Source organism: Acinetobacter sp. YH12064, assembly GCF_013419735.1.
GTDB lineage: Bacteria > Pseudomonadota > Gammaproteobacteria > Pseudomonadales > Moraxellaceae > Acinetobacter > Acinetobacter amyesii.
Map to the genome: position 1 here is coordinate 124,038 of NZ_VOZP01000005.1, position 26,326 is coordinate 150,363.

The 26,326-nt window shown below is 40.2% G+C and carries 24 protein-coding genes and 1 pseudogene; 12 read left to right on the forward strand and 13 right to left on the reverse strand.

The features are described from left to right. Positions 1 to 16 precede the first annotated feature (16 nt). On the forward strand, positions 17 to 1,777 hold the full coding sequence (locus FTU13_RS06675) for a hypothetical protein (RefSeq protein ID WP_180127616.1): 1,761 nt from the start codon (positions 17 to 19) through the stop codon (positions 1,775 to 1,777). Between the two features lie 158 nt (positions 1,778 to 1,935). Then, complete coding sequence (locus FTU13_RS06680) at positions 1,936 to 2,139, forward strand: hypothetical protein (protein WP_257226730.1); 204 nt, start codon at positions 1,936 to 1,938, stop codon at positions 2,137 to 2,139. Between the two features lie 9 nt (positions 2,140 to 2,148). Here the strand turns inward: FTU13_RS06680 and FTU13_RS06685 are convergent, their stop codons facing one another. Beyond that, the gene (locus tag FTU13_RS06685) at positions 2,149 to 4,098 is read right to left on the reverse strand and encodes an alpha/beta fold hydrolase (RefSeq protein ID WP_180127614.1); all 1,950 of its coding nucleotides are present in this window, start codon (positions 4,096 to 4,098) and stop codon (positions 2,149 to 2,151) included. 188 nt (positions 4,099 to 4,286) lie between these two features. Beyond that, positions 4,287 to 5,369 carry a putative zinc-binding metallopeptidase gene (locus FTU13_RS06690; RefSeq protein ID WP_180127612.1) on the reverse strand — a complete coding sequence of 361 codons (1,083 nt, stop codon included), beginning with the start codon at positions 5,367 to 5,369 and terminating at the stop codon, positions 4,287 to 4,289. Between the two features lie 450 nt (positions 5,370 to 5,819). On the opposite strand from FTU13_RS06690, the gene FTU13_RS06695 reads away from it, so the two are divergent. Genes FTU13_RS06695 through FTU13_RS06705 form a run of 3 tightly spaced genes read left to right on the forward strand, consistent with a single transcriptional unit; the run spans position 5,820 to position 7,487 of the window. Further along, positions 5,820 to 6,269: a ribbon-helix-helix protein, CopG family gene (locus FTU13_RS06695; RefSeq protein ID WP_180093967.1), complete on the forward strand. Its 450-nt coding sequence runs from the start codon at positions 5,820 to 5,822 to the stop codon at positions 6,267 to 6,269. A 1-nt stretch (position 6,270) separates the two neighbouring features. Beyond that, positions 6,271 to 6,468, forward strand: coding sequence for a hypothetical protein (locus FTU13_RS06700; RefSeq protein ID WP_180127610.1), 198 nt, complete (start codon positions 6,271 to 6,273; stop codon positions 6,466 to 6,468). After that, entirely contained in the window at positions 6,465 to 7,487 is a 1,023-nt protein-coding gene (locus FTU13_RS06705; RefSeq protein WP_180127608.1) for an ABC transporter substrate-binding protein, read from the forward strand. Before FTU13_RS06700 ends, FTU13_RS06705 begins: the two co-directional genes overlap by 4 nt. Positions 7,488 to 7,582: 95 nt before the next feature. Here the strand turns inward: FTU13_RS06705 and FTU13_RS06710 are convergent. Beyond that, a pseudogene (locus tag FTU13_RS06710) lies at positions 7,583 to 8,251 on the reverse strand (epoxyqueuosine reductase QueH). Between the two features lie 622 nt (positions 8,252 to 8,873). Between FTU13_RS06710 and FTU13_RS06715 the strand changes: the two are divergent. From FTU13_RS06715 to FTU13_RS06730, 4 genes are all read left to right on the forward strand, one after another. After that, positions 8,874 to 9,863 (forward strand): putative oxygenase MesX, encoded by a 990-nt coding sequence (locus tag FTU13_RS06715; protein ID WP_180127606.1) that lies wholly within the window; start codon positions 8,874 to 8,876, stop codon positions 9,861 to 9,863. A 79-nt stretch (positions 9,864 to 9,942) separates the two neighbouring features. Further along, positions 9,943 to 10,971 (forward strand): methionine synthase, encoded by a 1,029-nt coding sequence (locus FTU13_RS06720; protein ID WP_078193780.1) that lies wholly within the window; start codon positions 9,943 to 9,945, stop codon positions 10,969 to 10,971. 104 nt (positions 10,972 to 11,075) lie between these two features. Further along, positions 11,076 to 11,570, forward strand: a complete 495-nt coding sequence (locus FTU13_RS06725) for a flavin reductase (RefSeq protein WP_180127604.1) — start codon at positions 11,076 to 11,078, stop codon at positions 11,568 to 11,570. A 45-nt stretch (positions 11,571 to 11,615) separates the two neighbouring features. Further along, positions 11,616 to 12,416: a sulfite exporter TauE/SafE family protein gene (locus FTU13_RS06730; protein ID WP_180021809.1), complete on the forward strand. Its 801-nt coding sequence runs from the start codon at positions 11,616 to 11,618 to the stop codon at positions 12,414 to 12,416. A gap of 140 nt (positions 12,417 to 12,556) precedes the next feature. Here the strand turns inward: FTU13_RS06730 and FTU13_RS06735 are convergent, their stop codons facing one another. The 7 genes from FTU13_RS06735 to FTU13_RS06765 form a co-directional block, all read right to left on the reverse strand. Beyond that, complete coding sequence (locus FTU13_RS06735; RefSeq protein WP_180115613.1) at positions 12,557 to 12,886, reverse strand: multidrug efflux SMR transporter; 330 nt, start codon at positions 12,884 to 12,886, stop codon at positions 12,557 to 12,559. Between the two features lie 7 nt (positions 12,887 to 12,893). Further along, positions 12,894 to 13,775, reverse strand: coding sequence for a hypothetical protein (locus FTU13_RS06740; RefSeq protein WP_180127602.1), 882 nt, complete (start codon positions 13,773 to 13,775; stop codon positions 12,894 to 12,896). Continuing rightward, positions 13,772 to 14,788 carry an isopenicillin N synthase family oxygenase gene (locus FTU13_RS06745; protein WP_180127600.1) on the reverse strand — a complete coding sequence of 339 codons (1,017 nt, stop codon included), beginning with the start codon at positions 14,786 to 14,788 and terminating at the stop codon, positions 13,772 to 13,774. Before FTU13_RS06745 ends, FTU13_RS06740 begins: the two co-directional genes overlap by 4 nt. 81 nt (positions 14,789 to 14,869) lie before the next feature. Further along, the gene (locus FTU13_RS06750) at positions 14,870 to 15,751 is read right to left on the reverse strand and encodes an ABC transporter ATP-binding protein (protein WP_180093953.1); all 882 of its coding nucleotides are present in this window, start codon (positions 15,749 to 15,751) and stop codon (positions 14,870 to 14,872) included. Then, the gene (locus tag FTU13_RS06755) at positions 15,751 to 16,695 is read right to left on the reverse strand and encodes an ABC transporter permease (protein ID WP_180127598.1); all 945 of its coding nucleotides are present in this window, start codon (positions 16,693 to 16,695) and stop codon (positions 15,751 to 15,753) included. Before FTU13_RS06755 ends, FTU13_RS06750 begins: the two co-directional genes overlap by 1 nt. Before the next feature lie 188 nt (positions 16,696 to 16,883). Beyond that, complete coding sequence (locus FTU13_RS06760) at positions 16,884 to 17,552, reverse strand: Sir2 family NAD-dependent protein deacetylase (RefSeq protein WP_180127596.1); 669 nt, start codon at positions 17,550 to 17,552, stop codon at positions 16,884 to 16,886. A 135-nt stretch (positions 17,553 to 17,687) separates the two neighbouring features. Continuing rightward, positions 17,688 to 18,623 carry a LysR substrate-binding domain-containing protein gene (locus tag FTU13_RS06765; protein ID WP_180023659.1) on the reverse strand — a complete coding sequence of 312 codons (936 nt, stop codon included), beginning with the start codon at positions 18,621 to 18,623 and terminating at the stop codon, positions 17,688 to 17,690. A gap of 246 nt (positions 18,624 to 18,869) precedes the next feature. Here FTU13_RS06765 and FTU13_RS06770 point away from each other — a divergent pair, with 246 nt between their 5' ends. The 3 genes from FTU13_RS06770 to FTU13_RS06780 all read left to right on the forward strand — a co-directional run bounded on the left by FTU13_RS06770 (position 18,870) and on the right by FTU13_RS06780 (position 23,016). Next, positions 18,870 to 20,090, forward strand: coding sequence for an acyl-CoA dehydrogenase (locus FTU13_RS06770; protein WP_180127594.1), 1,221 nt, complete (start codon positions 18,870 to 18,872; stop codon positions 20,088 to 20,090). Between the two features lie 209 nt (positions 20,091 to 20,299). Further along, positions 20,300 to 21,727: an MFS transporter gene (locus FTU13_RS06775; protein ID WP_180127592.1), complete on the forward strand. Its 1,428-nt coding sequence runs from the start codon at positions 20,300 to 20,302 to the stop codon at positions 21,725 to 21,727. Positions 21,728 to 21,777: 50 nt separating this feature from the next. Beyond that, positions 21,778 to 23,016 carry a CaiB/BaiF CoA-transferase family protein gene (locus FTU13_RS06780; RefSeq protein ID WP_180127590.1) on the forward strand — a complete coding sequence of 413 codons (1,239 nt, stop codon included), beginning with the start codon at positions 21,778 to 21,780 and terminating at the stop codon, positions 23,014 to 23,016. Between the two features lie 479 nt (positions 23,017 to 23,495). Here the strand turns inward: FTU13_RS06780 and pcaD are convergent, their stop codons facing one another. The 3 genes from pcaD to FTU13_RS06795 form a co-directional block, all read right to left on the reverse strand. After that, on the reverse strand, positions 23,496 to 24,275 hold the full coding sequence (gene pcaD / locus FTU13_RS06785) for a 3-oxoadipate enol-lactonase (RefSeq protein ID WP_180127588.1): 780 nt from the start codon (positions 24,273 to 24,275) through the stop codon (positions 23,496 to 23,498). A 66-nt stretch (positions 24,276 to 24,341) separates the two neighbouring features. Beyond that, positions 24,342 to 25,547, reverse strand: a complete 1,206-nt coding sequence (gene pcaF / locus FTU13_RS06790) for a 3-oxoadipyl-CoA thiolase (RefSeq protein ID WP_180054759.1) — start codon at positions 25,545 to 25,547, stop codon at positions 24,342 to 24,344. A 125-nt stretch (positions 25,548 to 25,672) separates the two neighbouring features. Continuing rightward, positions 25,673 to 26,323, reverse strand: a complete 651-nt coding sequence (locus FTU13_RS06795) for a 3-oxoacid CoA-transferase subunit B (RefSeq protein WP_180127586.1) — start codon at positions 26,321 to 26,323, stop codon at positions 25,673 to 25,675. Positions 26,324 to 26,326: the final 3 nt, after the last annotated feature.

The following is a 26,326-nucleotide window of genomic DNA, read 5'->3' on the forward strand; positions in this document are numbered from 1 at the left end:
TACAATTTATAAATATATGTTTGATTACCAAAATGATTTCCCTTTATTAATTGACTCTTTACCTGAACGTCTTCAGAGATTATTGCGTTTAGAGTCTATTGAGAACCCTTCAGCTGAAATTGAAGTTGCAACAAGGTTTGAGAAAAATAAATATGAGGATGGTTATGAATACATCCATATGATTATGGCTTGTATTCCAGAAAATGATTTATCAAAAATTTCAGTATTTGCTGAAGCAACTACAGGATTAGTTAAAGAAAGCATACCGTGTGTAAGCAATAAAGGTGGTCTTAGACAAATTACATTAGATGTTTCAGGCTACGATTATATCGTTGCTTCGTGGGGGGATGGAGCAAAATACAGTTATAACTTAGCTGAAAAAGTATGGACGACTTTAGGATTGACGCCTCGATTACTTGGTAATGAGGATCAACGAATTATTTATGATGACTTATCATCGCCATTATTAAGCGTTGCGAGTGGTGATGTTTCTTGTGAGTATGAATTTACTCAATCTAAAAATATAAAATGGACTATGCGAAATGACTACTTAAGAAATTTTTTATGGATGAAGAATTGTTATGCGTTTAGAGTTTTCTATTATGAAAGCTACATTGAAGAAACTGACGAAGTAAATCAGTTATTAAGCAATGAAGATTTTTACAACAAGAAAATATCTATTTGGGGTGAACTTTGCATTCGTCGGGTCAATGGCAGAATATTGATTCAGCTCCATGCTGTAACATGTGCAGTAGAGCCTGATAAGTGTCATTCAACTAGTGCTGATCAACTTATATGGCCAAATCAAACGAAACCATTTACGAGAAAAGAACTTACAAACTTTGCTACTCAAGAATTTGTTTATGTTAAAGATGAATTTTTAGTAAAATATGAAAAAGATACTTTGTATGAAGCTATACCATTTAAACAATATGGTGACCATTTTTATTGTTCACCTTCATATAAAGGTCAATGGTCATTTCAAAATTGTCTAAGAGAAGGGCGTAATTTATTCAGAGTATCGTTGTACGAGTTATACAAAAATGTGCCTGATGAAGAAATTTTTCATGTACATGGATATGCTTTAACTCAAATTGAAGCTGATCAGTTTGATTTGAGTCAGGAAAATATTGTATTAAAAACAGAAAAGTTTTTATTACAGTTATGTAGTTTAAACACAAATTTAACTAATCTAGACCGAATATTGACAGGGAATAGTGATACTTCTAAGTTCTCAGAATTTGTGATTGATGATTATAAAAGTGAAGGCTTTAGAGCATTTCCTGTTTTGGAAAAGCTATATCAAGTCGCACCTATAAATATGTACGAGCAAGATTTTTTAGGGAGATGTAAAACAATTAACGAAATCCTGATGCGACTGAAACCAGGAAGCATAAAAAATTTGTTAGCCCAAATGGGTGTTGAAAGAAAAATAATTAGTGATCTGAAAACTTTGAAGCTATTACAAGTTTTATTAAACTTAGTGGAAAAACTTGATAATGATCATGAATCAAAAGAAACTTTGATTGGTTACTCCATAGATTTTAATGTATTAGAAAGCAATCCTAAAATGGCATCATTATTTATAAATAATGATTTAAGAAATGCCGAAGCTCATGAATCAGTTGGTGAAGCATTTGAACATCTAAGGAAATTAGGTTTCGATTCTTCTTCAGTGCAAGATGGCTATGGAAAAGCATTGGATTTCATGTTTGATAAAATTATAGATACTTTAGATACATTGAATCGTCACATTGAAAATGTTTTAAATCGTTAAAAATGAGTACAGGACCAATTTAAAGACCTATTAATAGGTCTTTAAATTGGTTGTTATTTATCTATTTTTTCATATATAGGACACCGATCAATACGAACAATTCTATCCACTCACTTTTTATCGCAAGCTTTTAAGATATAAAAGAGATTTTTTAAATTATGGCTAAAAGACTAGAAGAACTTTTAGATGCTCGTAGCTCTGAAAGTCGAAAGCGAATTGTGGAAGATGCAAAAATAATTTTGAATGATTGTCTTTCGGAAGATGTGCTTTTAACAGAACTAGCAGAAAAAGCTAAAGGGCAAAAAACGATAAAGACCACTTTAGACGACCTACGAGCTCGAGTTCACAAAAACTTCGATTAAAAAGTTCGCTTATTTATCCAAATGCTCTCTCAAAATGCGTCGCAACTCTAAAATGGCATCTGGAGACTCATGGATGGAATGCCCACCATTGAATATTTTTTCAGACACAGCACCATCTAAATGAGAACTTGTATAGGGAACAATGCCATCCGACATTTTGCTCGGTTCAGTACTTTGCGTCTGATTCCCCATAATAGAATGATAAGGAATATCTTTATTTGGCATGATGTCAGCAGACAACAGCATAAAACGTGATTTTTGACTTAAATCTGCTGGCCCAGACTTGATCAAACCCATCGTTGAATTTTTTGCATTTGGGATTTCAACATTGACATCATTTAAAAAACTTAAAGGCAATACCACGATTTTTTTCGCCAAATTGGTAAACCAGCGGTCTGCATAGTCAGTACCATGATGCGGTGCGGCAATGAAAATTGCACGACTAACTGGCTTCAAGGCTTTAAAGACAAAACGATCGCGGATAATTGGATGACGTTGTAACTGTGTATTTTGTTCATAGTTCATGAGTGGAATAGCTTGAGCGGAAATATCTGCATCACTAACCAATAAACGACTGATGATGCCGCCCATACTATGTCCGATAATGACAGCATCTTGAGCCGAAGGCGTATTGGGCTGAACAGTTGCAAATGCCTGTTTGAGTAAAGCATTGATTTGAAAACGACTCTCAAATATTGGCATATTGGTTGAGTAAAACACTTGCCAAACTTGGTAATGATCACGTAGTTTTTGATCACCCATAATGTTATTGGTCAGGCCGATCCAAGTTTCAGGACTGCTGGCTAATCCGTGAACCATGACAATAATCTTTTTATTGGGTTGATAAGGCTCTAACATAAACACATGTGGCATGCGCAAATGTTCTTCCTTATTCAGAAGTGTCCAATAGCCAGATTGTCCTAATTTATTTTCGGCTAACCAAAGTCCATAAGGCACAGAATAATTGGCTGTTAGCGTATAGGACTGAGATTCAATTTTAGCCTTTTTAAATTGATAGGGATTAAATAATTCAACCTTAAAGTCTGATTGCGGCGACAAAATTTCACTAATGCTGCTATTGGTCTTGGCAGGCTCTGCTATCGCACTGACAGATAAATAGCGTGCAGTATGGATATTCGGGTTGGGTTTATTTGAATAATATTGTTCAGGGTCTAGTACAAAAAGCTGCGCAGCAGACAGATCCGTGGCTTTTTTGACTAAGACAAATTCAGAACCAATTCCTTCCTGACGGTTAATGGTTTTTAAGCCTGAAAAATTAAAATTATAGCTCGACTGTAATTTATCAATGTCCGCATTTTTGATTTCAGGATAATGTTCATAGTTAAAATGATAAAGCGATGAACCCAGCATTAAACTTTCAGGCATTTGCTGATAGTCAAAACGGCTGAATGATGAGGTGATTAAACGTGATAAAGCCACATTATAAAAGGTGCGGACTTGTCCCTGACGCAAATCAAATAAGCGTTCTTCAGGGGCTTGAGCGGATTTAAATAGATAGACATAGCTGTAGCGCAGACTGAAATCAAAGTCTGCAAGCTGTTGATCCATACACATTTTTATTTTGCTTGAAGCTAATTTTCCGCTGTGTTGTTTTAAGCTTTTTTTGCATTGTGGATTTTGATCGGCTCTTAAAGCACGTGCCATGTACAGCTCACTTGCTGCTGCATAGACTTGAGCAATATCTAAAGTTTCATTATTACGCATTTTGTGAATACAGCTTTCAAGCGCATTTAAACAAGATTGGTCGCTTTCATTCACCATTAACAGGATTTGATGGCTAAATGTACTGAGCTTCTGATGGGTTAATATGCTATCTGTTTTATTATTTAGTGACGCACTGAGTTGATTTTCTTGTAATTTGACCAATTGGCATCCACTGAGCAAACTCAGGCTGATGATACACATAAAACGAGCGGGTAAATGCGTGAAAGGCATCATTGGAAAGGTCACAGGCATCTATTTTTTGTTATTTTAACCTTTATAAAATAGTAAAAATAGGGCAGGTGTTACAGCGCTCAATCCAAGAAAATTACTACGTATACATCCTTTCTATAAGCTAATGTACGAATGCTGTAATACAGAAAAGTTGATCTGAGGTTCAAACAATATCACGTATTAAATTTAATCTAATTGTGCTGCTGGTTTTTTAAGGTCATGTTGAGCAGTTTGTGGTGAATGAATCGTAATTTATCCAATACTGGATTCGACAATGTAAATGGATATGCATCATCTAAGCCCATGCTGCGGTTCAACGCATTTAAATTAAAGGTCAAGGTCATCCAGTGTTGCAGTAGTAGGTCAAAATCTTGAGCGCCAATCGGGTTTTCTTTCAGTTCTAAATTATTCAAATCCGACTTATTGGTTTTGACCACTAATCCTGCATAGTAGGCTGTTTCTAGGGTGTCCATCATATGCAAATAATGCGCCCATGTTTCCGCCCAATCTTCCCAAGGATGCGTACTGGCATATGAACTGACATAGTAATCCGCCCAATTTTGTGGCGCACCGTCATTATAATGTCGTTTCAAAGCTTCACTATAATCTTGTCGTTCATCACCAAACAGTTCTCGAAATTCATCAATCAGCTCTGGGTGTAAATGTTTAATCAAATCAAAATAATAATGACCGCTTTCATGTCTAAAATGACCTAGAAGTGTGCGGTAGTTTTCACCCATTTTTATGCGCGTTGTTTCACGGTAAATCACATCTGCTTCACTGGCATTTAAGGTAATAATGCCATTGGCATGACCGGTCATGACAGGTGTATTTTCTGTTGGCATGAGAAAGTCAAAACGCAGCCCAAAACGGTCATCTTGACTGCGTTTAGGACGCGGCATGGTATTCAGTTGCTGCATTAAATACAAAAAACGCCGTTTGGCATGTTCCAATCGTGCCCAGTACACAATATGGTCTGGGTTATCTAAGTTGGGAATGGTATGCGTGAGCAGGCAAGACTCACAGTAAATTTCTTCACTGTCGGCAGGCACCATCCAGTTACATACCTGATGATGCTGATAATTATGACAAGGTTTAAAGCGGTTTCCCTTTATTTCAGGATTTAACGCAAGCCATAGCGTAGTGCTGTGCTTTTCAAAACAGCCCATTTGCTTTTCAGAGGCAATATAACCCAGCGCAGTCTGACAATTGACACAGTGTGAATTGGCAAAAAAGATTTGGTTAGAACAGACCGCGCAGCTGAAATACTTCATAGGCGTTGAGTGATGAATAGAAAGTTTAATCAGTATAAATGATGTTCAATGTTGATGAAATAAATTGCACTTCGAGTTTGTTGCGGGTCTGTCAATGTTCTCGGTTAATAAGACCAATAAGCTTTAGAAATAGCCTTCAGAAAATCACCCATCGCAGCAATAGTGCAAATGAGTCGCTATGAGTGCACTTGTTGCACAAATGATGAACAATAAAATCTATAAGAAAGTTAAAAGAAGAAAATAATCGATCATTTTTCATATTCCTCACTTGGCACAGTTTCTGCATTTCTATCGATATTACAAAATAAATATTTTGTATTACTCAAACAGGAGATGCATATGAAACGCTATCAATCCGCAACATTTCTGCATCAATTAAAGCAGTTTTTTATTGAGCTACTGAGCGCCCGCGCGGGTTTCTATATTCATCCAAAAAAATAAGGAAAAACAGTGCCTAAACAAAAGCTGGCGCGTATCAGTATTACCGTGCCTGAACAAACAGTCGATTCATTGGACCAAAAAATTGTCGATCAGCATTATGAAAGCCGTTCTCAGGCCATTGTCGACATGATCAATAAGCATCTGATTGCCGATCAGGAGCAGCGCAACGAAGTGATGGTTGGCACATTTACCTTACTTTATGACGCAAGTAGTACGGCGCTACGTATTCAGCTTTTAGATTTACAGCAGCAGTTTTTAGAACAAGTGGTGAGTTCGCTGCATATTCAACTCGATGACCACAAAATTTTAGAAGTCATGATTCTGCAAGGCGTCAGTTCAGAGCTCAAAGTTATCAGTCAGCATTTTTCAGCACTTAAAGGTGTGATTAAAGGACATTTGGAGTTGATGGACGCTGTAATGCCGCCAATTCCGCAAAATGCAAAGGATTTAGGAGTTTAAAATGGACCAATTATATCGATCACAAGGTCAGTTTAAAGATCAAATCACAAACCAAAAGCAAGCACATGCTAATGCAGCCAACCATAGACCAAATCGTGCAAAGCGTAATGCTCAATCTGTCAGTAATCCGAATACACCATCGTTTTTGAACACCAATACCAAATTTAACTGTAATGCCATCGGGGAAATCGAACTATGATCAAAAAAGCCTGCTTATCTGCATCCGTTGTGACCGCTATCTTACTGGGGGGGTGTGACAATACAGCCAAAACACCTGAACCAAACGCGCAAGCAGAAGGCACAGTCAATACAAAAGCCATTACGATCGGCTATAGCGACTGGCCTGGTTTTGTCGCATGGCAGGTTGCTATTGAAAAAGGCTGGTTGAAAGAAGCCGGTGTCAATGTAGACTTTAAATGGTTTGATTATTCAGCCTCACTATCTGCATTTGCTGCAAATCAGTTGGATGCCGTTTTGGTCACCAATGGTGACAACTTAGTCACAGGTTCTGGCGGCACGAAAGGCGTCATGATTATGGCGACGGACTATTCTGCGGGTAATGATGTCATCATTGCTAAAGATGGCATCAATAGCCTTGCCGATCTAAAAGGAAAAAGTGTCGCGACAGAAAAAGGCTTGGTTGATCATTTGCTTTTGGCGACGGCGTTGGATGATGCAAAAATTCAAGCCTCTGAAGTAAAGTTGGTCAACACTATGACCAATGAGCTGCCACAAGTATTTGCCAGTCCAGATATTGCAGCGATTACCGTGTGGCAACCGGTCGCAAATCAAGCACTGAAAGCTGTTGCTGGATCTAAAATCATTTATACATCGAAAGATAAACCTGGTCTGATTTACGACACATTAACCGTCAATATGACGCATTTATCTGCCAACAAAGAAGAATGGAAAAAAATCATTCAAGTTTGGGATAAAACAGTTAAATACATCAACGACCCTGCAACGCATGCCGATGCAGTGAAAATCATGTCTACTCGTGTCGGCGTTGATCCTGCACAGTATGAACAGTTTATTGGAGGCACACATTTGCTGGATTTAGCTGCCAACAAACAAGTCTTTAAAAAAGGAACTGGTTTTGACTCGATTTATGGTTCTAGTTACCACGTAAATAAATTTAATGTTGCTAATGGCATTTATAAAACTGAAATGGATGTCGATGGATCAATCTATCCAGCTTTGGTTGAAGAACTGAAATAAGTTGAAACGTAAATAAAAATAAGCCCTGAATAGTATAAATTCTTCAGGGCTTAACATCACAATTTAATATCAATGCAAATAATGAAGTGCAGAACTCAAGCTTCTTCATCCATGGCATTTGAGTAAAACTTTACACCCAGTTTGATACAGTCACGGCCATGACTCATACGCCAGCGGTTGGTATCACGCAGTGAATATACGCACCCACAATATTCTTGCTGGTAAAATTCCTCATTTTTATTGATCTCTAGCATTCGCACAGCGCCACCATTTTTATGCCAGTTATAGTCCTAATAACTTATGCCTTCATAATGTGAAGCGGAGCGATGACCACAGTCATTAATCTGCTTCATATTTTTCCAGCGTGAAATACCCAGTGAACTGCTGATTAGGCTAAAGCCATGTTCTGCTGCATATGATGCCGTACGTTCAAAGCGCATATCAAAACACATGGTACAGCGGATACCTTTTTCAGGCTCATTTTCCATGCCTTTGGCGCGTTCAAACCAGTTTTCTGTGTCGTAATCACAGTCGATAAACGGAATATTGTGTTTTTCTGCAAAGCGGATATTTTCCTCTTTACGGATTTCATATTCTTTTACTGGATGAATATTGGGATTGTAAAAAAAGATCGAAAAATCAATACCAGATTCAATTAAAGTTTCCATGACTTCGCCAGAACAGGGCGCACAGCAAGAATGCAATAAAAGCTTGTCATGACCTACAGGGAGAGTCAGTGTCTGACGTTCTAATTTATTAGACATGATTTTAAGAAGGTATAAGTATAAACCGAATATTGAGCGATTCCTTAACATACCAAAGCTCGAATATGCTGATTTTTTTTAAGTACAAGTTGAGTCATATTCAGTATATTGACTAAAAAGCTGAAACGACATGAATATATGCTTATTTCATATTTTGTTTATCTATTTATGGCAAGGTTTAAGAACTTTATAGCTCAGGACAAAAGTATATTAGTGTTACAGATTCAATATTAAAACAATTAGTGATTTGATCTTTTTTCATTTTAAAGTTAGAAAAATTCACCCTAATGAGTAAATCGCTGAATTTTGAGAGTGGAGATATTGAGCCAATCTGTACGATTCGACACATTTCAGATGTGTGTTTGAATGAAAAAATTTTCATTGAATTTTTTTTAAGCCTTTATTTATATTAAATAAAATTTAAATACTACCTGAGTGGCAGTTTTTTTATCGCCAGTTGAATGATGCATAGTTGAAGAAAATTCATTGTATTTAAATCTTAAACATGAATTTATCTCACTTTGAGTTGAGGTTAAATCATTTTTATTCATCTTAAGTTTCACGTATAAATTACTTCATACAGAAATTTTGATTATTTTTAATTTTAGGGTAGTGAATCTCCATGAGTCATAAATTTGCATGTTCAATCAAACGTATCCGCTTTGATGAAAACTATAAACCAGCTGACAATACACGTTTAACAACGAACTTTGCCAATTTGGCACGTGGTGAACACCGTGAAGAGAATCTGCGCCGTACTTTGGCAATGATTAATAACCGTTTCAATAGTTTAGCTACTTGTGACAACCCAAATGCAGATCGTTATTCACTTGAAATTGACATCATTTCGGCTGAACTCGATGTGGAAGGCAATGGTCAAACTTTCCCATTTATTGAAACTTTAAAGAGCACCATCATCGACCATAAAACCAATGAACGCATTGAAGGCATGATCGGCAACAGTTTTTCATCGTATGTACGTGACTATGACTTCAGCGTGGTATTACCAGCACTCGGTTGTAAGTTCAATGAAAAACCTGAAGATTTTGGTGATTTACATGGAAAGCTATATCAACACTTGATCAATTCAGAGGTATTTAAAGCTGAATTTAAGAAACAACCTGTCATCTGTTTAAGTGTTTCAACGACAAAAACCTATTACCGTACTGCAAATGTGCATCCGATCTTAGGTGTGGAATACACCAATGATGATCACTCCCGTACAGATGATTATTTTGCAAAAATGGGCTTAAGCGTTCGTTACTTCAAACCTGAAAATGCGACTGCACCATTGGCATTTTATTCAGCAAATAACTTGCTGAGCGACTATACAGATTTCGAACTGATCAGCGCGATCAGCACCATGGAAAGCTTCCAAAAAATCTACCGTCCTGAAATTTACAATACCAATGCGACAGCAGGTTTAGTGTATCAACCAAGCTTAAGTTTCGGTGATTACTCATTAACCCGTATTGTGTATGACCGTGTTGAACGTGGTCAGTTGGCGGTTAAACAGGGCAAATGGACAGAAGAGAACTTTATCCAGCCATATAAAGACATTCTGAATGAGTGGGCGGCTAATTTTAGTATTGAAAATGCAGACGCAGCTTAATTTTAAAACATGTAAATAGATGAAAACGCGGGTGAGTTAAAACACCCGTTTTAAAGAAAATAGAGATAGAAGATCGAATATGGCCATTTTACTCCCAACTTCAACTGCTGGCAGCTTACCTAAACCATCTTGGCTGGCTGAACCTGAAAAATTGTGGTCAGCATGGAAACTTGAAGGCGAAGAATTATTAGATGCAAAACGTGATGCGTTGAAATTATCTTTGCATGAACAAATCCATGCAGGCATTGATATTGTCAGTGATGGTGAACAAACCCGTCAGCATTTTGTGACCACGTTTATTGAACATCTTGAAGGTGTAGATTTCGAAAAGCGTGAAACGATGCGTATTCGTAATCGTTACGATGCAAGTGTACCGTCTGTGGTGGGCGAAGTATCGCGTAAGAAAGCAGTGTTTGTGGATGATGCAAAATTCTTACGCAGCCAAACCAATCAGCCGATCAAATGGGCACTGCCTGGCCCAATGACAATGATTGATACTTTGTATGATGGTCATTACAAGAGCCGTGAAAAATTGGCTTGGGAATTTGCTAAAATCCTGAATCAAGAAGCGTTAGAGCTTGAAGCGGCAGGCGTAGATATCATTCAATTTGATGAGCCTGCGTTTAACGTATTTTTTGATGAAGTCAATGACTGGGGTATTGCGACCTTAGAGCGTGCGCTTGAAGGTTTGAAATGCGAAACAGCAGTTCACATTTGCTATGGTTACGGTATTAAAGCCAATACTGATTGGAAACAAACTTTAGGTAATGAATGGCGCCAATACGAAGAATCATTCCCGAAATTGCAGCAATCGAAGCTCGATATCATCTCGCTTGAATGCCAAAACTCTCGTGTACCGATGGATTTAATCGAACTCATCCGCGGTAAAAAAGTGATGGTTGGCGCCATTGATGTAGCAACCAATCAGGTTGAAACAGCAGAAGAAGTAGCAAATACATTACGCAAAGCATTGCAATTTGTAGATGCCGACAAGCTATATCCTTCAACGAACTGCGGTATGGCGCCTTTACCTCGCCAAGTGGCGCAAGGCAAACTAAATGCGCTAAGCGCAGGCGCTGCCATTATTCGCCAAGAATTGACCGCATAAATTCGAGCTGACTCAATTTCATGTAAGGGCAATAAGGAAATTAAATATGCTATTGTCCAAACCTGAGAAAGAGATAAGCCATATAGACCATTGAGATTGAAGAGATGATTGAAGCAACTGATTTTAGAAATGCAATGTCTTTATTGACGACTGCAGTCAACGTGATTACGACTGAGGGTGAAGCAGGCATGCATGGATTTACAGCATCAGCCGTATGCAGTGTGACAGATACACCGCCAACTTTGCTGGTTTGTATGAATCAATCATCTCGTTCTCATGCGCATTTTCTTGAAAATAAAGTTCTGTCTGTCAATGTTTTGGGCGCACAGCATGAAAACATTTCCAATGCTTTTGCTTCAAGCAAATTCAATTCGGAAGAGCGTTTTAAATTGGGTTCTTGGACTGTATTAGAAACAGGTTCACCGATATTAAAAGATGCTTTAGTTAGTTTTGACTGTCAGATTGAACAGATTCAAGAAGTGGGTACGCACAGTGTGTTTATGTGCCGTGTGGTTGCAATCAAGCAAAGTCAGCAGGAGGAAAGCTTGGTATATTTCAACCGCGCTTATCATGCTGTGGGTCAAGTGGAGTTGGCTTAAACCAGTCAGACTTCTTCAATACATCACTTTAAAAGTATCTATTTCGTGGAACTCATTACTTTCTTAATTATTGGCGCATTTGCAGGTTTTGCTGCGGGGCTGTTTGGCGTTGGCGGCGGTACTATCATTGTGCCTTTGCTCTATATTGTTTTTAGCCAAATGGGCTATAGTCCCGATGTGATTATGCATTTGGCGCTCGGCACATCTTTGGCTACGATTGTTGTGACATCGATCAGCTCCTTGATGGCGCACAATAAAAATGGTGCTGTGATTTGGCCTGTATTTAAAAATTTAGCTCCGTCTATGGCGATTGGCTGTTTTGCAGGCGCAGGGATTGCAGGCTGGCTGTCAGGTTTACATCTGCAAATGATTGTCGGCGTGTTTTTACTTTGGGTGGCTTATACCATGTTTATGGGAGCAAAAAAGCCAGTCGATCCAAATAAAACACTACCATCTACAGCTAAACAAATTGCAGCAGGTTCGGGTATCGGCGTTGCATCGGCCATCTTCGGGATTGGCGGCGGCAGTATTACGGTACCGTATTTAACGGCAAATGGCGTGGTGATGCAAAAAGCGGTCGGGACGTCTGCGGCTTGCGGTTTACCCATTGCCATTGCTGGTGCATTAGGCTTTATGTTTTTTGGTATGCAACAGCAAGTTGAAATTCCAAATACCATTGGCTTTATTCATATCTATGCCTTTTTGGGCATTAGTGTGATGAGTTTCTTTACGGCTAAATATGGCGCGAAAACTGCGCATGCGCTTTCACCAGCAGTACTGAAAAAATGTTTTGCTGTGCTGTTATGTATTGTTGGATGCTTTTTTCTAGTGAAAGGCATTTTATAGAAGCCGACTGATCACAGTTAATTCATTCGAAACGTATGCTCTAGTGTGCAACAGCAAGCTAGAGCATTTTTATCTATAGCAATTTAAGTCTTTAAAATTTCAGAGATATTATTTAAAAACTTCATTTTAAAACTGACATTTCAAAGCTCTGTGCTTTTAGAAAAAACATTAATAATCACAATGCCCAATAAAATAAAGGCCAAACCAATTATGGCAGGCAGGTCTAAATTTTGTTTAAACACAATCCAGCCCACGCATGAAATAAGCACAATGCCTGCAGCGGACCACATGGCGTAGGCCAATCCCATAGGAATCGATTTAAAGGTCAAACCTAAAAAAAAGAGCGCAATGGCATAGCCCAACACGGTAAAAATAATCGGTACTAGTTCGGTAAAGCCATTGCTGGCTTTTAAGGCGGACGTTGCAATCACTTCGGCAATGATTGCAATGAGTAAATATATAAATGACATTGATTTCCTATAGGCATTCTACGGCATGGTGCAATAGGTGCTGTTTTTCATTTCGTAACCAATCTGCACTTTCTGTCGTGGTATCAGTGCGACGCTGAAATGCATAATGTGGAACGTAAATATCCACCTCGTACATCAGCTGTACTGCTTGACCATTAATAATGACGTTTTGCATCAAATGTGTTTCATCAATAAATTCAAAATGATCAAAATTAAGTGATTGATCTTGCTGAGAGGAAGTCGTTGTATAGTACTTATGCAGACCATCAACAGCGATGGACACTTCAAAGCTTTCAATCAGCGCTTCATACCCAGCAGGTGCAGATGGTATGTCTATGCTGGCAATTGTTTGCTGATCTGTAGGTAAACGGCTCAGTGCAAAGGCCACATACTTATCACAAATAATTAAACCACCATCCATCGGCAATAGTTGATGACTTTCTACATCGAGGGCTGACTTCAACCGCAGGCCTAAAAATAGCCCTTCATGCACTTGTTGACGCCAGTCTTCGACATACACATTGCTTGGAGAGAATTCTAAAATACAGTTGCCAATCGCGTGCAGTTTTGCAGGTTCTGGCCATTGCACATGATTTTGATAATTCGAGTGTGCTTTAACACCCCAAGACAATAATTGTTGTTTAGCATCCCAAAGAGTGTTGCCAATCCAGCCTTGACGCTCATTCACTGGCGTATTTTCTTGGCTTTTTAAACGTAGATCGATGGTAAAACTACGTGACTGAAACCAATACACAATGGTTTTTTCATCCGTTAAACCATTTGAAAAACTGATACTTTTTCGGCGAAAAGCACCATATAAATAGTCTGGAATAGGACCTAAAACCTCTTGGCTTGCTGGAAGCTGTGCTAAAGCCTGAAATAGATTCATGCGCTTGCTCCTTGTACTTCTGTATTTTCATCCATACCAAATGATGACAAAGGCACAGCATTTCTTAGACTCAGATCTCCTGAAGCGATACGTTTTTTGAGATAACTAAAGGTTTGCGCGGTTTGATTAAATAAATGTTCGCCACCAATTAAGGGCTGATATTTGGGTGCGTCAGTAGAATGTACTGGCTCAATGATCGTGTCGTAATTACAGGCACAGAACAGAGGAAAAGAGTAGCGCTCTTCAGAGACTTTTTTAACACGGTGCTTGGTGGCCAAATATTTGCCATTCGACAAAATTTCCATCATGTCGCCAATATTCATCACCAAAGTATTTTCAATCAAAGGAATATCCATCCATTCACCTTGTTTATTGAGTACCTGTAAACCCGGTGCCGTCGGCAAGAGCAGTGTAAAACATTCATAGTCTGTATGTGCGCCAATGCCTTCAGCATCTTTCACTTCAGGGTTATAGGGATAATGGACTAAACGCAGTTGACTGGTCGCATGGGTAATTTTGCGATCAAAAAAATGCTCATCTACATTCAATGCTAAAGCAAAGGCCTGAAAAATCTGCTCGCTAATACTGCGTAAATGGTGGTAATAATCACTGACCGTACTTTTAAATGTGGCATCATCTGGCCATAACGTAGGGCCAAGCAAAGGAAATGCTGTCGTTTCGCCGTGGTAATCATAATTGACGTCATAGGCTTCTTTTAAGTCGTAGCTGTTGCCTGCAAATTGTTCTTCACCAATTGGCACATAGCCACTGTGATTTTTCGACAGTCCAATATAGTGTTGCATTTTACTGGCGGTATCTTGTTGAAAATAACGCTTTGCCACCTGAATCAGTGATTCCGAAAAATCAAAATTGAACTGATCACCTTTTAAATATAGAAAACCAACATCTTTACAGGCTTGATCCAACGCAGAGGCTACTTCTAAACGCTCTGACAATACCGTGCTTTGCATTTTCGATATATCAACAAGTGGCAAAACATAAGATTCATTCATCTTCAATTCCTATAATGTTGGCCGTCCAACGCTGTAGTACATCATTTAGGCCGTCCTAAAGATGAAGAGGGATTAATCCAGTTATTTTTGCGTACTGACTTGGGTCATACGCGGAATTTTCGGTAGGTTTTCCATCGCTGGGTCGAGCTCGTCTTCCTGCGCATGTACCAAGAAATCCACCCGTTCGCGCAGTTGTTTAAATTCAGGACTCAGCATGAGTTCAGGATTACGAGGACGGGGTAAATCGACCTCAATTATTTCTTTAATTTCGCCAGGATTGGCTTTGAGCGCCACAATACGATCCGCCAATAAAATGGCTTCATCCATGTCGTGGGTCACAAAAATGATGGTGATATCAATGTTTTGCCAAAGATCCATTAAATGTTTTTGCATTTTTTGACGGGTATGCGGGTCAAGCGCGCCAAACGGCTCATCCATCAATAATATTTTGGGTTCATTGACCAATGCGCGGGCAATAGCAACGCGCTGTTTCATTCCACCAGACAGCTGATGCGGGTACTGATCTTGGTATTTTTCTAGACCAATAATATCAATCCATTCGCGGGCGCTGGATTCAGCCGAGGCATTGCTGGCACCTTTCATTAAAGGGCCAAACATCACATTTTCTTTGACCGTTTTCCATGGAAAAAGCGTGTAGCCTTGAAACACCATGCCACGCTCAGGGCTTGGGCCTTCAATGGCTTGGCCATCGACCAGCAATTCACCGCTACTGTAAGGGTCAAGTCCAGCCACAATTCGGCTAAAGGTCGATTTACCGCAACCCGATGGGCCAATCACGCAGATAAATTCACGTTTATGAATCTTTAAATCCAACTGATTTAAAATAGTGCGTTCAATTTTGCCGTGCTTAAAACTTTGTGTAAGTTTTTTTGCTTCTAAAATGACAGGGCGTGCATAAATTGCATCGAAATAAGTGCTGGCATTAAATTCTGTGCTGTTCATTATTTTGCTCCTGCTTTCCATTTAAATAGACCTTGACCGAGTTTCATTAGCACCACATCGCACACCAAACCAATCACCCCAATGATGAGGATCGCGGCATAGACATTGTCAAAGTTTTGGTAACGCGCTTGTTGAGTAATAAACCACGTAATCCCAGATGTTGTGCCAATCAGTTCAGACACGATCAGATAGGTCCAAGCCCAGCCGAGCAAGACACGCAAGTCGCGGTAAATATCTGGTAGTGCCGCTGGAATCACCACATGAAATAAGCTTTTTAATTTATTGGTACCTAGCGTAAAACCTGCTTCAATCAGGCCTCGGTCAACCATCCGTGTGGTATTGGCAATAATCAGAATTTGCTGAAACAGCGTACCAATCACGATAATGGCGATTTTAGGTGCATCATTAATGCCTAAAATCGCAACGGCTAATGCACCAAAAGCAGGAGCGGGCAAGTAGCGGAAAAACTCAACAAAGGGTTCGGTCAGTTGTGATATTTTTTGAGAAAAACCGCAAAGAATCCCCAGCGGAATACCGATGAGAGAGGCAATAAAAAAAGCGCTGAACACAATTTTAATACTGTGCCATAAGCTTTGATGAAACCATGGGGCATCAGGTTGGGCAGGTGGAGTTATAAAAGCCGTAACTAATGCTTTTGCTACTTCGTGCGGTGCAGGTAAATAGATTGGATTGACCAGTTTACCTTGAGGTGGTGCTAAACCTGCATTGACCGCAGATTGCGCTTCGGCATAAAACACCGCTTTGTCTACACGGCTATCGACTTGCAAATACGACACACTGCCAGACTGCGTAATTTGCACCTGTGGATGCCATAAAAATGGCAAATAACTCACTGCACACCAAATAAGCACAGGAATTAAAAATGATCCGAAGCCGAGCAATAGCTTGCTTCTCGGACTGAGCTCTCTTGCGACATAACCCATACTGACCAAGCCCCAATATTACTTTTTTAATAAAACGTAATACTATTAAGCAATTTGAATGCCAAACGCTTGTATGCCGTGTTTTATTGGCCTTATGCAAAGTTAGATAGGCTATAAACAGCAAAAAGCCTGCAAAAGAAGCAGGCAATATTAGTTTTTTTGATCGATACTGATGCCAAAATGTGTTTTTATGGCGCAACCAATTGCAAAAAAAGTTTTTTCATTCCTTCACTCGCACCCGCTTTAATCAATTGATACTGCTCAGGTACACGCTGATAATCTGCTTTCGGGTCGATATGAAATGCACGGCAGTTGGCAGGGATTTCGTGAATCAATCCAGCCACAGGATAGACAGCCAGACTCGTGCCAATCACAATAAAAATATCTGCCGTTTGTACACTTAAACTGGCATCTTCATAGGCAGGAACTGCTTCGCCAAACCAGACTACATGTGGCCGTAAAGGATATCCTTCAGGGCATTTGTCGGTCTCTAAGTTTAAATCTGCACCTTCAATAGGGAAAATTTCCTGCGTATATTGCGCCTGAGGGCCAGAGCTTTTAGCGTAACGAATATTGCCATGCAGATGCAGTACATTGTGACTGCCTGCACGTTCATGTAGATCATCAATATTTTGTGTGATGACTTGTACATCAAAAAAATCATCGAGTTCAGCAATCAATTTATGCGCTGTATTTGGCTCTGCGGCTAAAATATGTTTACGGCGTTCATTATAAAAACGCTGTACTAAAGCAGGGTCACGTGCCCAAGCTTCAGGTGTGGCCACATCTTCAATGCGATGCTGCTCCCAAAGACCATTACTGTCACGGAAGGTATTGATGCCGCTTTCTGCGCTCATGCCGGCACCTGAAAACACCACAATTTTTGCATAGATTATAGCCTTATATTTTAATTGATGCGTCCATTAGGTACGGTTACATGTATTGAACGAATAATGCAGCGAATTTACTGTACTCAAAATATAGCGACTACTTCAACTCAGCTGATGCAATTCTTGTAGCACCCAATCGACAAATTTTTGTATTTGCGGTGAACTGTCTTGACTCGAGTGGACCAAATAATACTTTCTGCTACCGTGCAGTTTTTTATTTGATGCAATCACCAATTCTTTTTTTCTCAGTTCTGCTTCGATCAGCATTTGTGGAATCAGTGCCATTCCCATGCCATGACTGGCTGCAACAGAAAGCATAGAAAATAATTCATGCCTCTGCCCATCGAAAGGCTTGGGATGCTGAATTTGATGGGCTTGAAACCATTCTTGCCAAATACTTGGACGGGTTGTTTGCTGTAATAAGGGTAATCGAAGCAATTCTTCATCACTTAAATTAAAACTATGATCATCCGTCATTTCCGCATGGGGAAAATTGTTTTCAATCAATTTGGGGGAACAAACGGGAACCACTTCTTCATCCATTAAATAATGCGCTTGAATGCCAGGCCAATGCTCAATTTGCTGTTGCGTTCCTGCAAAAATAGCTGCGTCAAAGACATTTTCATTAAACAAAAAAGGTTTGGTACTGGTTTCCAAATGCACGGTAATTTCAGGATGCTGTGCATTTAATTTATTTAATTTTGGCAACAGCCAACGTGTGGCAAACGTTGGCACAACGCCCAGCTTTAAAGTACCGCCTAAGCCTTTGTGCGTCATGATATCTGAGGTGCTTTTTTCGATGCCTTGCAAAAAGGGTTTAATACTTTTTGCATATTGTTTGCCTGCTTCTGTGAGATCGACACCGTGACGTGTTCGGCTAAATAGCATTACACCTAAATATTCTTCAAGCTGTTGAATTTGGCGTGACACAGCACTTTGAGTAATAAATAACTCTTGAGAAGCATGCGTATAACTTGCGTGTTTTGCAGCAGATTCAAAGCAAATTAAGCTTTGCAATGATGGAATATTACGCCGCATAGATAAAGTCCTTTTTATCGAGAGGTATCACAAAATGGCATATAAGAATGATTTTCATATACCACTATAGTCTATAAATAAAGCAATCCATCGCTTAAATCAGTGGCTAAAGTGCTTAACACGCTGTGAACAAAGCTCAGGTATGCGAAAGGCGCATATCTACATGCAAATTAATCGTTTGAATGAATCACTTTTCACACATAGCATCAAATAAAACAAAGAAAGCCCGAAAAAGCAGAGGATGCTATGAATCAAATGGTCAATGTAAAAAAACCAAAAGTACAATTTAACTGGCAAGATCCGTTTCTTTTGGAACAGCAATTAACTGAAGAAGAACGCATGATTCGCGATACTGCGCATGCATACTGTCAAGAGCGTTTACAGCCACGTGTACTCGAACAATTCCGCCATGAAAAAACCGATGCATCTATTTTCCGAGAAATGGGCGAACTTGGCTTACTTGGCCCAACGATTCCAGAGCAATACGGCGGCGCAGGTCTAAACTATGTTAGTTATGGTCTCGTTGCACGTGAAATTGAATATGTTGATTCTGGCTACCGTTCAATGGCCAGCGTTCAAAGTTCTTTGGTGATGGTGCCCATTAATGAATTTGGCTCTGAAGCGCAAAAACAGAAATACCTACCAAAGCTGGCAACAGGCGAATACATTGGCTGTTTTGGTTTAACTGAACCAGATCATGGCTCTGACCCAGGTAGCATGATTACTCGTGCAAAAAAAGTCGAAGGTGGCTATCGTCTCACGGGTGCAAAAATGTGGATTACCAACAGCCCAATTGCCGACGTGTTTGTTGTTTGGGCGAAAGAAGTATCGCCTGAAGGTAATGTTGGTGACATTCGTGGTTTTATTTTAGAAAAAGGCTGGGAAGGTCTATCTGCTCCTGCAATTCACGGTAAAGTTGGCTTACGTGCATCGATTACCGGTGAAATTGTGATGGACAATGTCTTTGTCCCTGAAGAGAATGCTTTTCCAGAAGTACGTGGTTTAAAAGGTCCATTTACCTGTCTAAATAGTGCTCGTTATGGTATCGCTTGGGGCGCAATGGGCGCCGCAGAATTCTGCTGGCATACAGCGCACCAATATACTATGGACCGTAAACAGTTTGGCCGACCTTTAGCTGCGAATCAGTTGATTCAAAAGAAATTGGCGGATATGCAAACTGAGATTGCCTTGGGTCTACAAGCTGCGCTTCGATTTGGACGTATGAAAGATGAAGGCATTGCTGCTGTAGAAGGCACATCACTCATTAAACGTAACAACTGTGGCAAGGCTTTAGATATTGCCCGTGTTGCGCGTGACATGATGGGTGGTAACGGCATTTCTGATGAGTTTGGTGTTGCCCGCCATCTGGTCAATCTCGAAGTCGTCAACACGTATGAAGGAACGCATGATGTACATGCACTGATCTTAGGTCGTGCGCAAACAGGCATCGCGGCTTTTAGTAACTAATTGAATTATATATCGATAAGGTGCTCTGCATAGAGTGCCTTAGAGACTTTTTATGCAAAAATAAACTTAATCAATAAAGGATTCATCGTGAAACACTCTTGTAACTCTGTGCAATAGCCTGAGCAGTGATGAAATAAAAAGAATAAAAAAGGCAAATGTGCAGACATAGGAATGCCGATGACTCATTTGGGAAAATGAGGAACAAGGAAATGAATAACGAAATGCAAAACGGAGCAGGAACGCTCAAATTGCCTTCTAACGTGGGCACGATGCATCGGATTACCAGCAACACTTGGAAAATGGCTTTTATTTTTGCCTTTATTTCTTTGGTGATTGATGGTGTAGACATCATGTTGCTGTCATTCAGCCTGACCAGTTTAAAGGCTGAATTTGGTTTAAGTACATTTCAAGCCGGAATGCTCGGTAGTTCTTCTTTAGCAGGGATGGCGCTGGGTGGTATTTCGGGTGGATGGGCGTGCGATAAATTCGGTCGTGTGAAAACTATTGCTTGGTCGGTCGTATTTTTCTCAATCATGACCTGTATCTTAGGCTTTACACAAAGCTATGAACAATTTTTAATTTTACGTTTTATTGGCGCTTTTGGACTGGGTTCTCTTTACATGGCGTGTAATACGCTGATGGCAGAATATGTACCAACCAAATACCGCACAACGGTACTTGGGACTTTGCAAACCGGTCAAACCGTGGGTTATATCGTTGCAACGCTGCTGGCGGGTGCCATTATTCCAGATCACGGCTGGCGGATGCTATTTTATGTCACCATTATTCCTGCTGCTTTTGCCCTGATCTTTATGCGTTTTGTTCCTGAACCAAAATCTTGGCAGGAAGCAAAAATTGAGCAGCTAAAACGCCGTGAATTAAAACTTGAACCTGTACAGCAACATGCTGCAGTCAATCAAAATGCACCTTCTGAAAGTATTTATAAACGTATTTTTGGGCATACCAATCATCGTAAAATGTTCTTCTTTTGGATGTCGACCGCTGCATTTCTACAATTCGGTTATTACGGTGTCAACAACTGGATGCCAACGTATTTAGAAACTGAACTCAGCATGAACTTTAAAGCCATGACTGGCTATATGGTAGGTGCATATACCGCCATGATTTTGGGTAAAATTTTAGCAGGCTATGCCGCTGACAGGTTCGGACGTCGTATTACCTTTGTGTTTGGTACGGTAGCTACGGCAGCATTCTTACCGATCATCATTTTCTATAACACACCAACCAACATCGCCTATTTACTCGTAACTTTCGGTTTCCTATACGGTATTCCATACGGTGTAAATGCAACTTATATGGCAGAAAGCTTCTCGACGGATGTACGCGGTACGGCTATTGGCGGTGCTTACAATATGGGACGTTTAGGCGCAGCCATAGCACCAGCAACCATTGGTATGATTGCCGCTGGCGGATCATTCACCATGGCCTTTATTGTAATGGGTGCTGCGTACTTTATTGCAGGTGTTATTCCGGGCTTGTTCATTCGTGAACGTCAATATGATCCCCAGCAAGCATCACTTTCTTCAGATGCGGAAAAAGAAAAACTGGCAAGTGTAGATACATATGTTGCTGATGCAGAACAAAAAGCATCTGCAAAAACTGCAACAGTAAAATAATTAAAAGATCTGTGCCATAGCTCAATACTATGGCACATCTGGAGTGAACTATGGGTGCATTAAAAGGAATTCGTGTATTGGACTTAAGCCGTGTTTTGGCAGGTCCTTGGTGCGGTCAAATATTGGCTGATTTAGGTGCAGAGGTAATCAAAATTGAGCGTCCTAAAGTCGGGGATGATACCCGCATGTGGGGACCACCCTGGATGCCAAATCAGCAAGGTCAAGCGACGAAAGAATCAGGCTATTACCAATGTGCGAACCGCAATAAATATTCTGTAGCCATTGATATCGCCAGTGAAGAAGGGCAAGCCCTAGTCCGTGAAATTGCCCAAACTGCAGATGTCGTGATTGAAAACTACAAAGCAGGCTCACTTGCCAAATATGGTTTGGATTATGCATCGCTCAGTGCACTAAATCCCAATATCGTATATTGCTCAATTACAGGTTTTGGTCAGGATGGTCCACGTGCGGAAGAACCAGGCTATGACTTTATTATTCAAGGCATGTCAGGTCTGATGAGTATTACTGGTGAATCTGATGATGTAATCGGTGGTGGCGCACAAAAGGTGGGAGTCGCTGTGGTCGACATTCAGACCGGACTGTACTCAACGATTGCAATTCAGGCGGCATTGTTAGCACGGCAACATACTGGACGTGGTCAATATATTGATATGTCATTACTCGATGTACAGGTGGCGGCGCTAGCCAATCAAGGTATGAACTATTTGACCTCGGGTAAAGCACCCAAGCGTATGGGAAATAATCACCCGAATATTGTGCCGTATCAAACCTTTAAAGCCAAAGATAAGGAATTTATTATTGCCTGTGGTAATGATAAGCAATTTAAAGACTTGTGTATTGCGATTGGCTATACAGAACTGTTAGATCAACCAAACTATTTACGTAATCAAGATCGAGTGAAGCACCGTGAGGAATTAATTCCATTATTGAGTGCCTATTTTCTGACTCAAGATGCTCAAGTTTGGGTCGATGCGATTCATGCGGTAAAAGTGCCTGTGGGTGTAATCAACTCTGTAGAAGACGCATTAAATGAACCGCAAATTCAACATCGTCAAATGGTGGTGAATATTCCACATGCTTTAAATCATGATTTTAAAGTGATTGGATCACCGATGAAATTATCTGATACGCCTGTAGAATACCGTCATGCACCGCCGCAGTTAGGGCAGCACACAATCGAAATTTTGTCCCAATTTAAAACTGAAGCTGAATTAAATGAATTGGCTGCACAAGGTATCATTGATCAACTCAATCATCCTGCAGCTTAAAATTTCATGGGATTATTCTTCAAACTATTCTTCAATATATGGGCTTAAACGCCTATGTGGAATGAGTGGAGTTAAAAGTTTAGACCGAAGGACTCCAATACTTCGGTCTTTTTCAATATCAATATTCATTTATGGAGTGCTTTTAATGTTAATTTTCTAGATAAAGTATAATTATTCATTAAAGCTTGGGCCTGCAATACGGTCTTTATTTTTTCGTATGAAAGAGATGTCCATACTTTTGCGCCTTGATATTTTTTCTTTAAGCTATAACTTTAAAATTCTGGAATCCACAAACCAATTTCCGCAATGCTGCAGGCAATAAGCATTTATATGCCTATTTTTCAAGTCTACTAATTGCACAGCAAGATCATCGATACCACCTCCATTAGCGAGAGTATAAGTCTTCAAACGAAATAAAGCCCTGCACAATGGTAAGGCTCTATTTTAATAACATTACATTGAATTTGTTCAGCTGCTTATTATTGCTGTATAAAATTCTGCAAAGCCTGATTAAATGCATCTGGCTGTTCAATGTTTGAAATATGCGATGCATTAATTTCAAATAATTGGCTATTTGCAATGTGTTCTTGCATAAATTGACCATCTGCAACTGTGGTTACGGGGTCTTGTTGACCTGCAATAATTAATACAGGTACGTGAATAGACGAGATTTCATTGCGTAAATCCGCTTTAGCCAAAGCTTCACAACAACTTGCATAACCTTCTGGGCTGCCAGCTCCGAGGTCGTTACTCAAAGATTGTACAGTTGCCGTGTTACTTTGGATAAAGGGTTCTGTAAACCATCGTGATGCTGCCGTTTCTGCAATTGGTTTCAGACCTTGTTGACGGACTAACTGTGCACGTTCATTCCAAGCTGATTCTTGCCCAATTTTTGCAGCGGTATTGCATACAATGACATGGTTAAAGCGTTCAGGATGATGTATTGCAAGCCATTGACCTGTTAAACCACCCATCGATATTCCACAAAATGTGGCCTGTTGAATATTTAAATGATCCAATAAATGGATGACATCTGTACCCAATTTATCAAGGCTATAAGGCCCTTGAGGGGCAGAAGATGCACCATGACCACGTGTATCATAACAAATGACAAAATAATCCTGCTGCAGCGCCTCTATCTGAGGCTTCCACATGCTGAACTTTGTGCCTAAAGAATTAGAAAAGACAATCGCAGGTTGTGTGTGGTCACCAAAAGTTGCGTAATTAATCAAAGCATCATTGGATATGAATGTAGGCATATTTTGAATCCTTAATTTTATAAATCCCCTAAATCCCCCTATAAGAAGGAGGACTTTTATTGAGGATTAAACACGTTCAATAATCAAAGCGATGCCTTGACCGACACCAATGCACATCGAACAGAGGGCATATTGACCTGAAATTGCCTCAAGTTGATTTAACGCAGTCGTCACTAAACGAGCTCCAGATGCACCTAAAGGATGCCCCAAAGCAATAGCGCCACCGTTTGGATTGACATGTTTAGCGCCATCTTCTAAACCTAGTTCACGGGTAACCGCTAAGGCTTGAGCCGCAAAAGCTTCATTCAGCTCGATCACATCCATTTGTTCAAGGCTTAGACCTGTTTGAGCTAATAGCTTTTTGATGGCAGGCGCAGGACCAAAGCCCATGATTTTGGGTTCAACACCCACCACCGTTGCCGCAATAATTTTGGCTCGTGGCTTTAACTTAAATTTGTTAACAGCATCATCTGAAGCAATCAGTAGTGCAGCCGCACCATCATTGATCCCTGAAGCATTGCCCGCAGTTACCGTACCATCTGCTTTCACCACAGGTTTGAGTTTTGCTAAGCCTTCTGCTGTCGTCGATGCGCGTGGATGCTCATCTGTATCGACTATCAGTGGGTCGCCTTTACGCTGTGGAATGATTACAGAGATGATTTCTTTCTCAAAAAAACCATTGGCTTGTGCAGCAGCTGTACGGCGCTGACTTTCTAAGGCAAAAGCATCTTGATCAGCACGGTTAATATTGAATTGTTCTGCCACATTTTCAGCAGTTTGAGGCATGGTTTCCACGCCATACATTTGTTTGAGTATTGGATTGATAAAACGCCAGCCCATGGTGGTGTCTTCAATCTTTTGGCTGCGTCCATAAGCACTTTCCGATTTACCCATAACAAAGGGCGCACGGGACATACTTTCTACACCACCGGCAATAATTAAGTCTGCTTCATTTGCCTTAATTGCACGGGCTGCCATCGCAATTGCATCAAGTGATGAACCACAAAGTCGGTTTACAGTTGTAGCAGGAACTTGAAAAGGTACACCTGCAAGTAGCGACGACATTCGTGCAACATTACGGTTATCTTCACCGGCTTGGTTCGCACAGCCGTAAATCACGTCATCGACAGACTCCCAAGCAATACTTGGATTTCGCTGCATCAGTGCCTTAATAGGTAAGGCACCTAGGTCGTCGGTACGTACTGCTGCTAAACCGCCCGCATAGCGACCGAAAGGTGTACGGATTGCATCAATAATATAGGCATTTTTCATTTTATAAATCCTAAAAAACTCAGCTCCTCCCTTTTAACGGGAGGTTGGGAGGGATTTACAGGAAGTTAATTTTTTAAATTAATCCTCCCTAAATCCCTCCTTTAATCAAGGAGGGACTTTTTGCTTTAAGCTGTCGCATCAATCAGCTTCGCACCTGTCATTGACTGTAATTCGTCAAAGCTCAAGCCCTCGACTTTTTCAATCACTTTCAAACCTTCAATCGTCACATCAATGACGCACAAATCTGTGTAAATACGATCGACACATTGCAGGCCTGTGGCAGGATATGACAACTCAGCGACAATTTTCGGTTCACCTTTTTTGGTCACATGGTCTGTAGTAATAAAGACTTTTTTCGCCCCAACAGCCAAATCCATTGCACCACCTACAGCAGGAATTGCATCTGGCGCACCAGTATGCCAATTTGCCAAGTCACCATTTTGGGCAACCTGAAAAGCGCCTAGTACTGCAATATCTAAATGACCGCCACGCATCATGGCAAAAGAGTCGCCATGGTGAAAAAAGCAGCCGCCCGTTTGCATGGTGACAAACTCTTTTCCTGCATTAATTAATTCAGGGTCTTCTTCGCCTTTAGCCGGAGGAGGACCAAACGCTAAAAGGCCATTTTCTGAATGTAGAAAAACATCTTTATCTGTTGGTAAATAATTTGAAATTTTAGTGGGTAAGCCAATGCCTAAATTGACATAAGCACCATCTGGAATATCTTGTGCAACACGTTCTGCAATTTGATCACGGGTTAATTTGGTATAGCTCATGGT

Excerpts from the sequence above, each read along its gene's own strand:
- FTU13_RS06765 (WP_180023659.1), bottom strand. The coding sequence starts at position 18,623 with ATGCGGCGTAATATTCCATCATTGCAAAGCTTAATTTGCTTTGAATCT.
- FTU13_RS06705 (WP_180127608.1), top strand. The coding sequence starts at position 6,465 with ATGATCAAAAAAGCCTGCTTATCTGCATCCGTTGTGACCGCTATCTTA.
- FTU13_RS06715 (WP_180127606.1), top strand. The coding sequence starts at position 8,874 with ATGAGTCATAAATTTGCATGTTCAATCAAACGTATCCGCTTTGATGAA.
- FTU13_RS06740 (WP_180127602.1), bottom strand. The coding sequence starts at position 13,775 with ATGAATCTATTTCAGGCTTTAGCACAGCTTCCAGCAAGCCAAGAGGTT.
- FTU13_RS06745 (WP_180127600.1), bottom strand. The coding sequence starts at position 14,788 with ATGAATGAATCTTATGTTTTGCCACTTGTTGATATATCGAAAATGCAA.
- FTU13_RS06755 (WP_180127598.1), bottom strand. The coding sequence starts at position 16,695 with ATGGGTTATGTCGCAAGAGAGCTCAGTCCGAGAAGCAAGCTATTGCTC.
- pcaD (WP_180127588.1), bottom strand. The coding sequence starts at position 24,275 with ATGCCTACATTCATATCCAATGATGCTTTGATTAATTACGCAACTTTT.
- FTU13_RS06750 (WP_180093953.1), bottom strand. The coding sequence starts at position 15,751 with ATGAACAGCACAGAATTTAATGCCAGCACTTATTTCGATGCAATTTAT.
- FTU13_RS06775 (WP_180127592.1), top strand. The coding sequence starts at position 20,300 with ATGAATAACGAAATGCAAAACGGAGCAGGAACGCTCAAATTGCCTTCT.
- FTU13_RS06725 (WP_180127604.1), top strand. The coding sequence starts at position 11,076 with ATGATTGAAGCAACTGATTTTAGAAATGCAATGTCTTTATTGACGACT.
- FTU13_RS06735 (WP_180115613.1), bottom strand. The coding sequence starts at position 12,886 with ATGTCATTTATATATTTACTCATTGCAATCATTGCCGAAGTGATTGCA.
- FTU13_RS06795 (WP_180127586.1), bottom strand. The coding sequence starts at position 26,323 with ATGAGCTATACCAAATTAACCCGTGATCAAATTGCAGAACGTGTTGCA.
- FTU13_RS06685 (WP_180127614.1), bottom strand. The coding sequence starts at position 4,098 with ATGATGCCTTTCACGCATTTACCCGCTCGTTTTATGTGTATCATCAGC.
- FTU13_RS06690 (WP_180127612.1), bottom strand. The coding sequence starts at position 5,369 with ATGAAGTATTTCAGCTGCGCGGTCTGTTCTAACCAAATCTTTTTTGCC.
- FTU13_RS06720 (WP_078193780.1), top strand. The coding sequence starts at position 9,943 with ATGGCCATTTTACTCCCAACTTCAACTGCTGGCAGCTTACCTAAACCA.
- FTU13_RS06700 (WP_180127610.1), top strand. The coding sequence starts at position 6,271 with ATGGACCAATTATATCGATCACAAGGTCAGTTTAAAGATCAAATCACA.
- pcaF (WP_180054759.1), bottom strand. The coding sequence starts at position 25,547 with ATGAAAAATGCCTATATTATTGATGCAATCCGTACACCTTTCGGTCGC.
- FTU13_RS06770 (WP_180127594.1), top strand. The coding sequence starts at position 18,870 with ATGAATCAAATGGTCAATGTAAAAAAACCAAAAGTACAATTTAACTGG.
- FTU13_RS06675 (WP_180127616.1), top strand. The coding sequence starts at position 17 with ATGTTTGATTACCAAAATGATTTCCCTTTATTAATTGACTCTTTACCT.
- FTU13_RS06760 (WP_180127596.1), bottom strand. The coding sequence starts at position 17,552 with ATGAGCGCAGAAAGCGGCATCAATACCTTCCGTGACAGTAATGGTCTT.
- FTU13_RS06680 (WP_257226730.1), top strand. The coding sequence starts at position 1,936 with ATGGCTAAAAGACTAGAAGAACTTTTAGATGCTCGTAGCTCTGAAAGT.
- FTU13_RS06780 (WP_180127590.1), top strand. The coding sequence starts at position 21,778 with ATGGGTGCATTAAAAGGAATTCGTGTATTGGACTTAAGCCGTGTTTTG.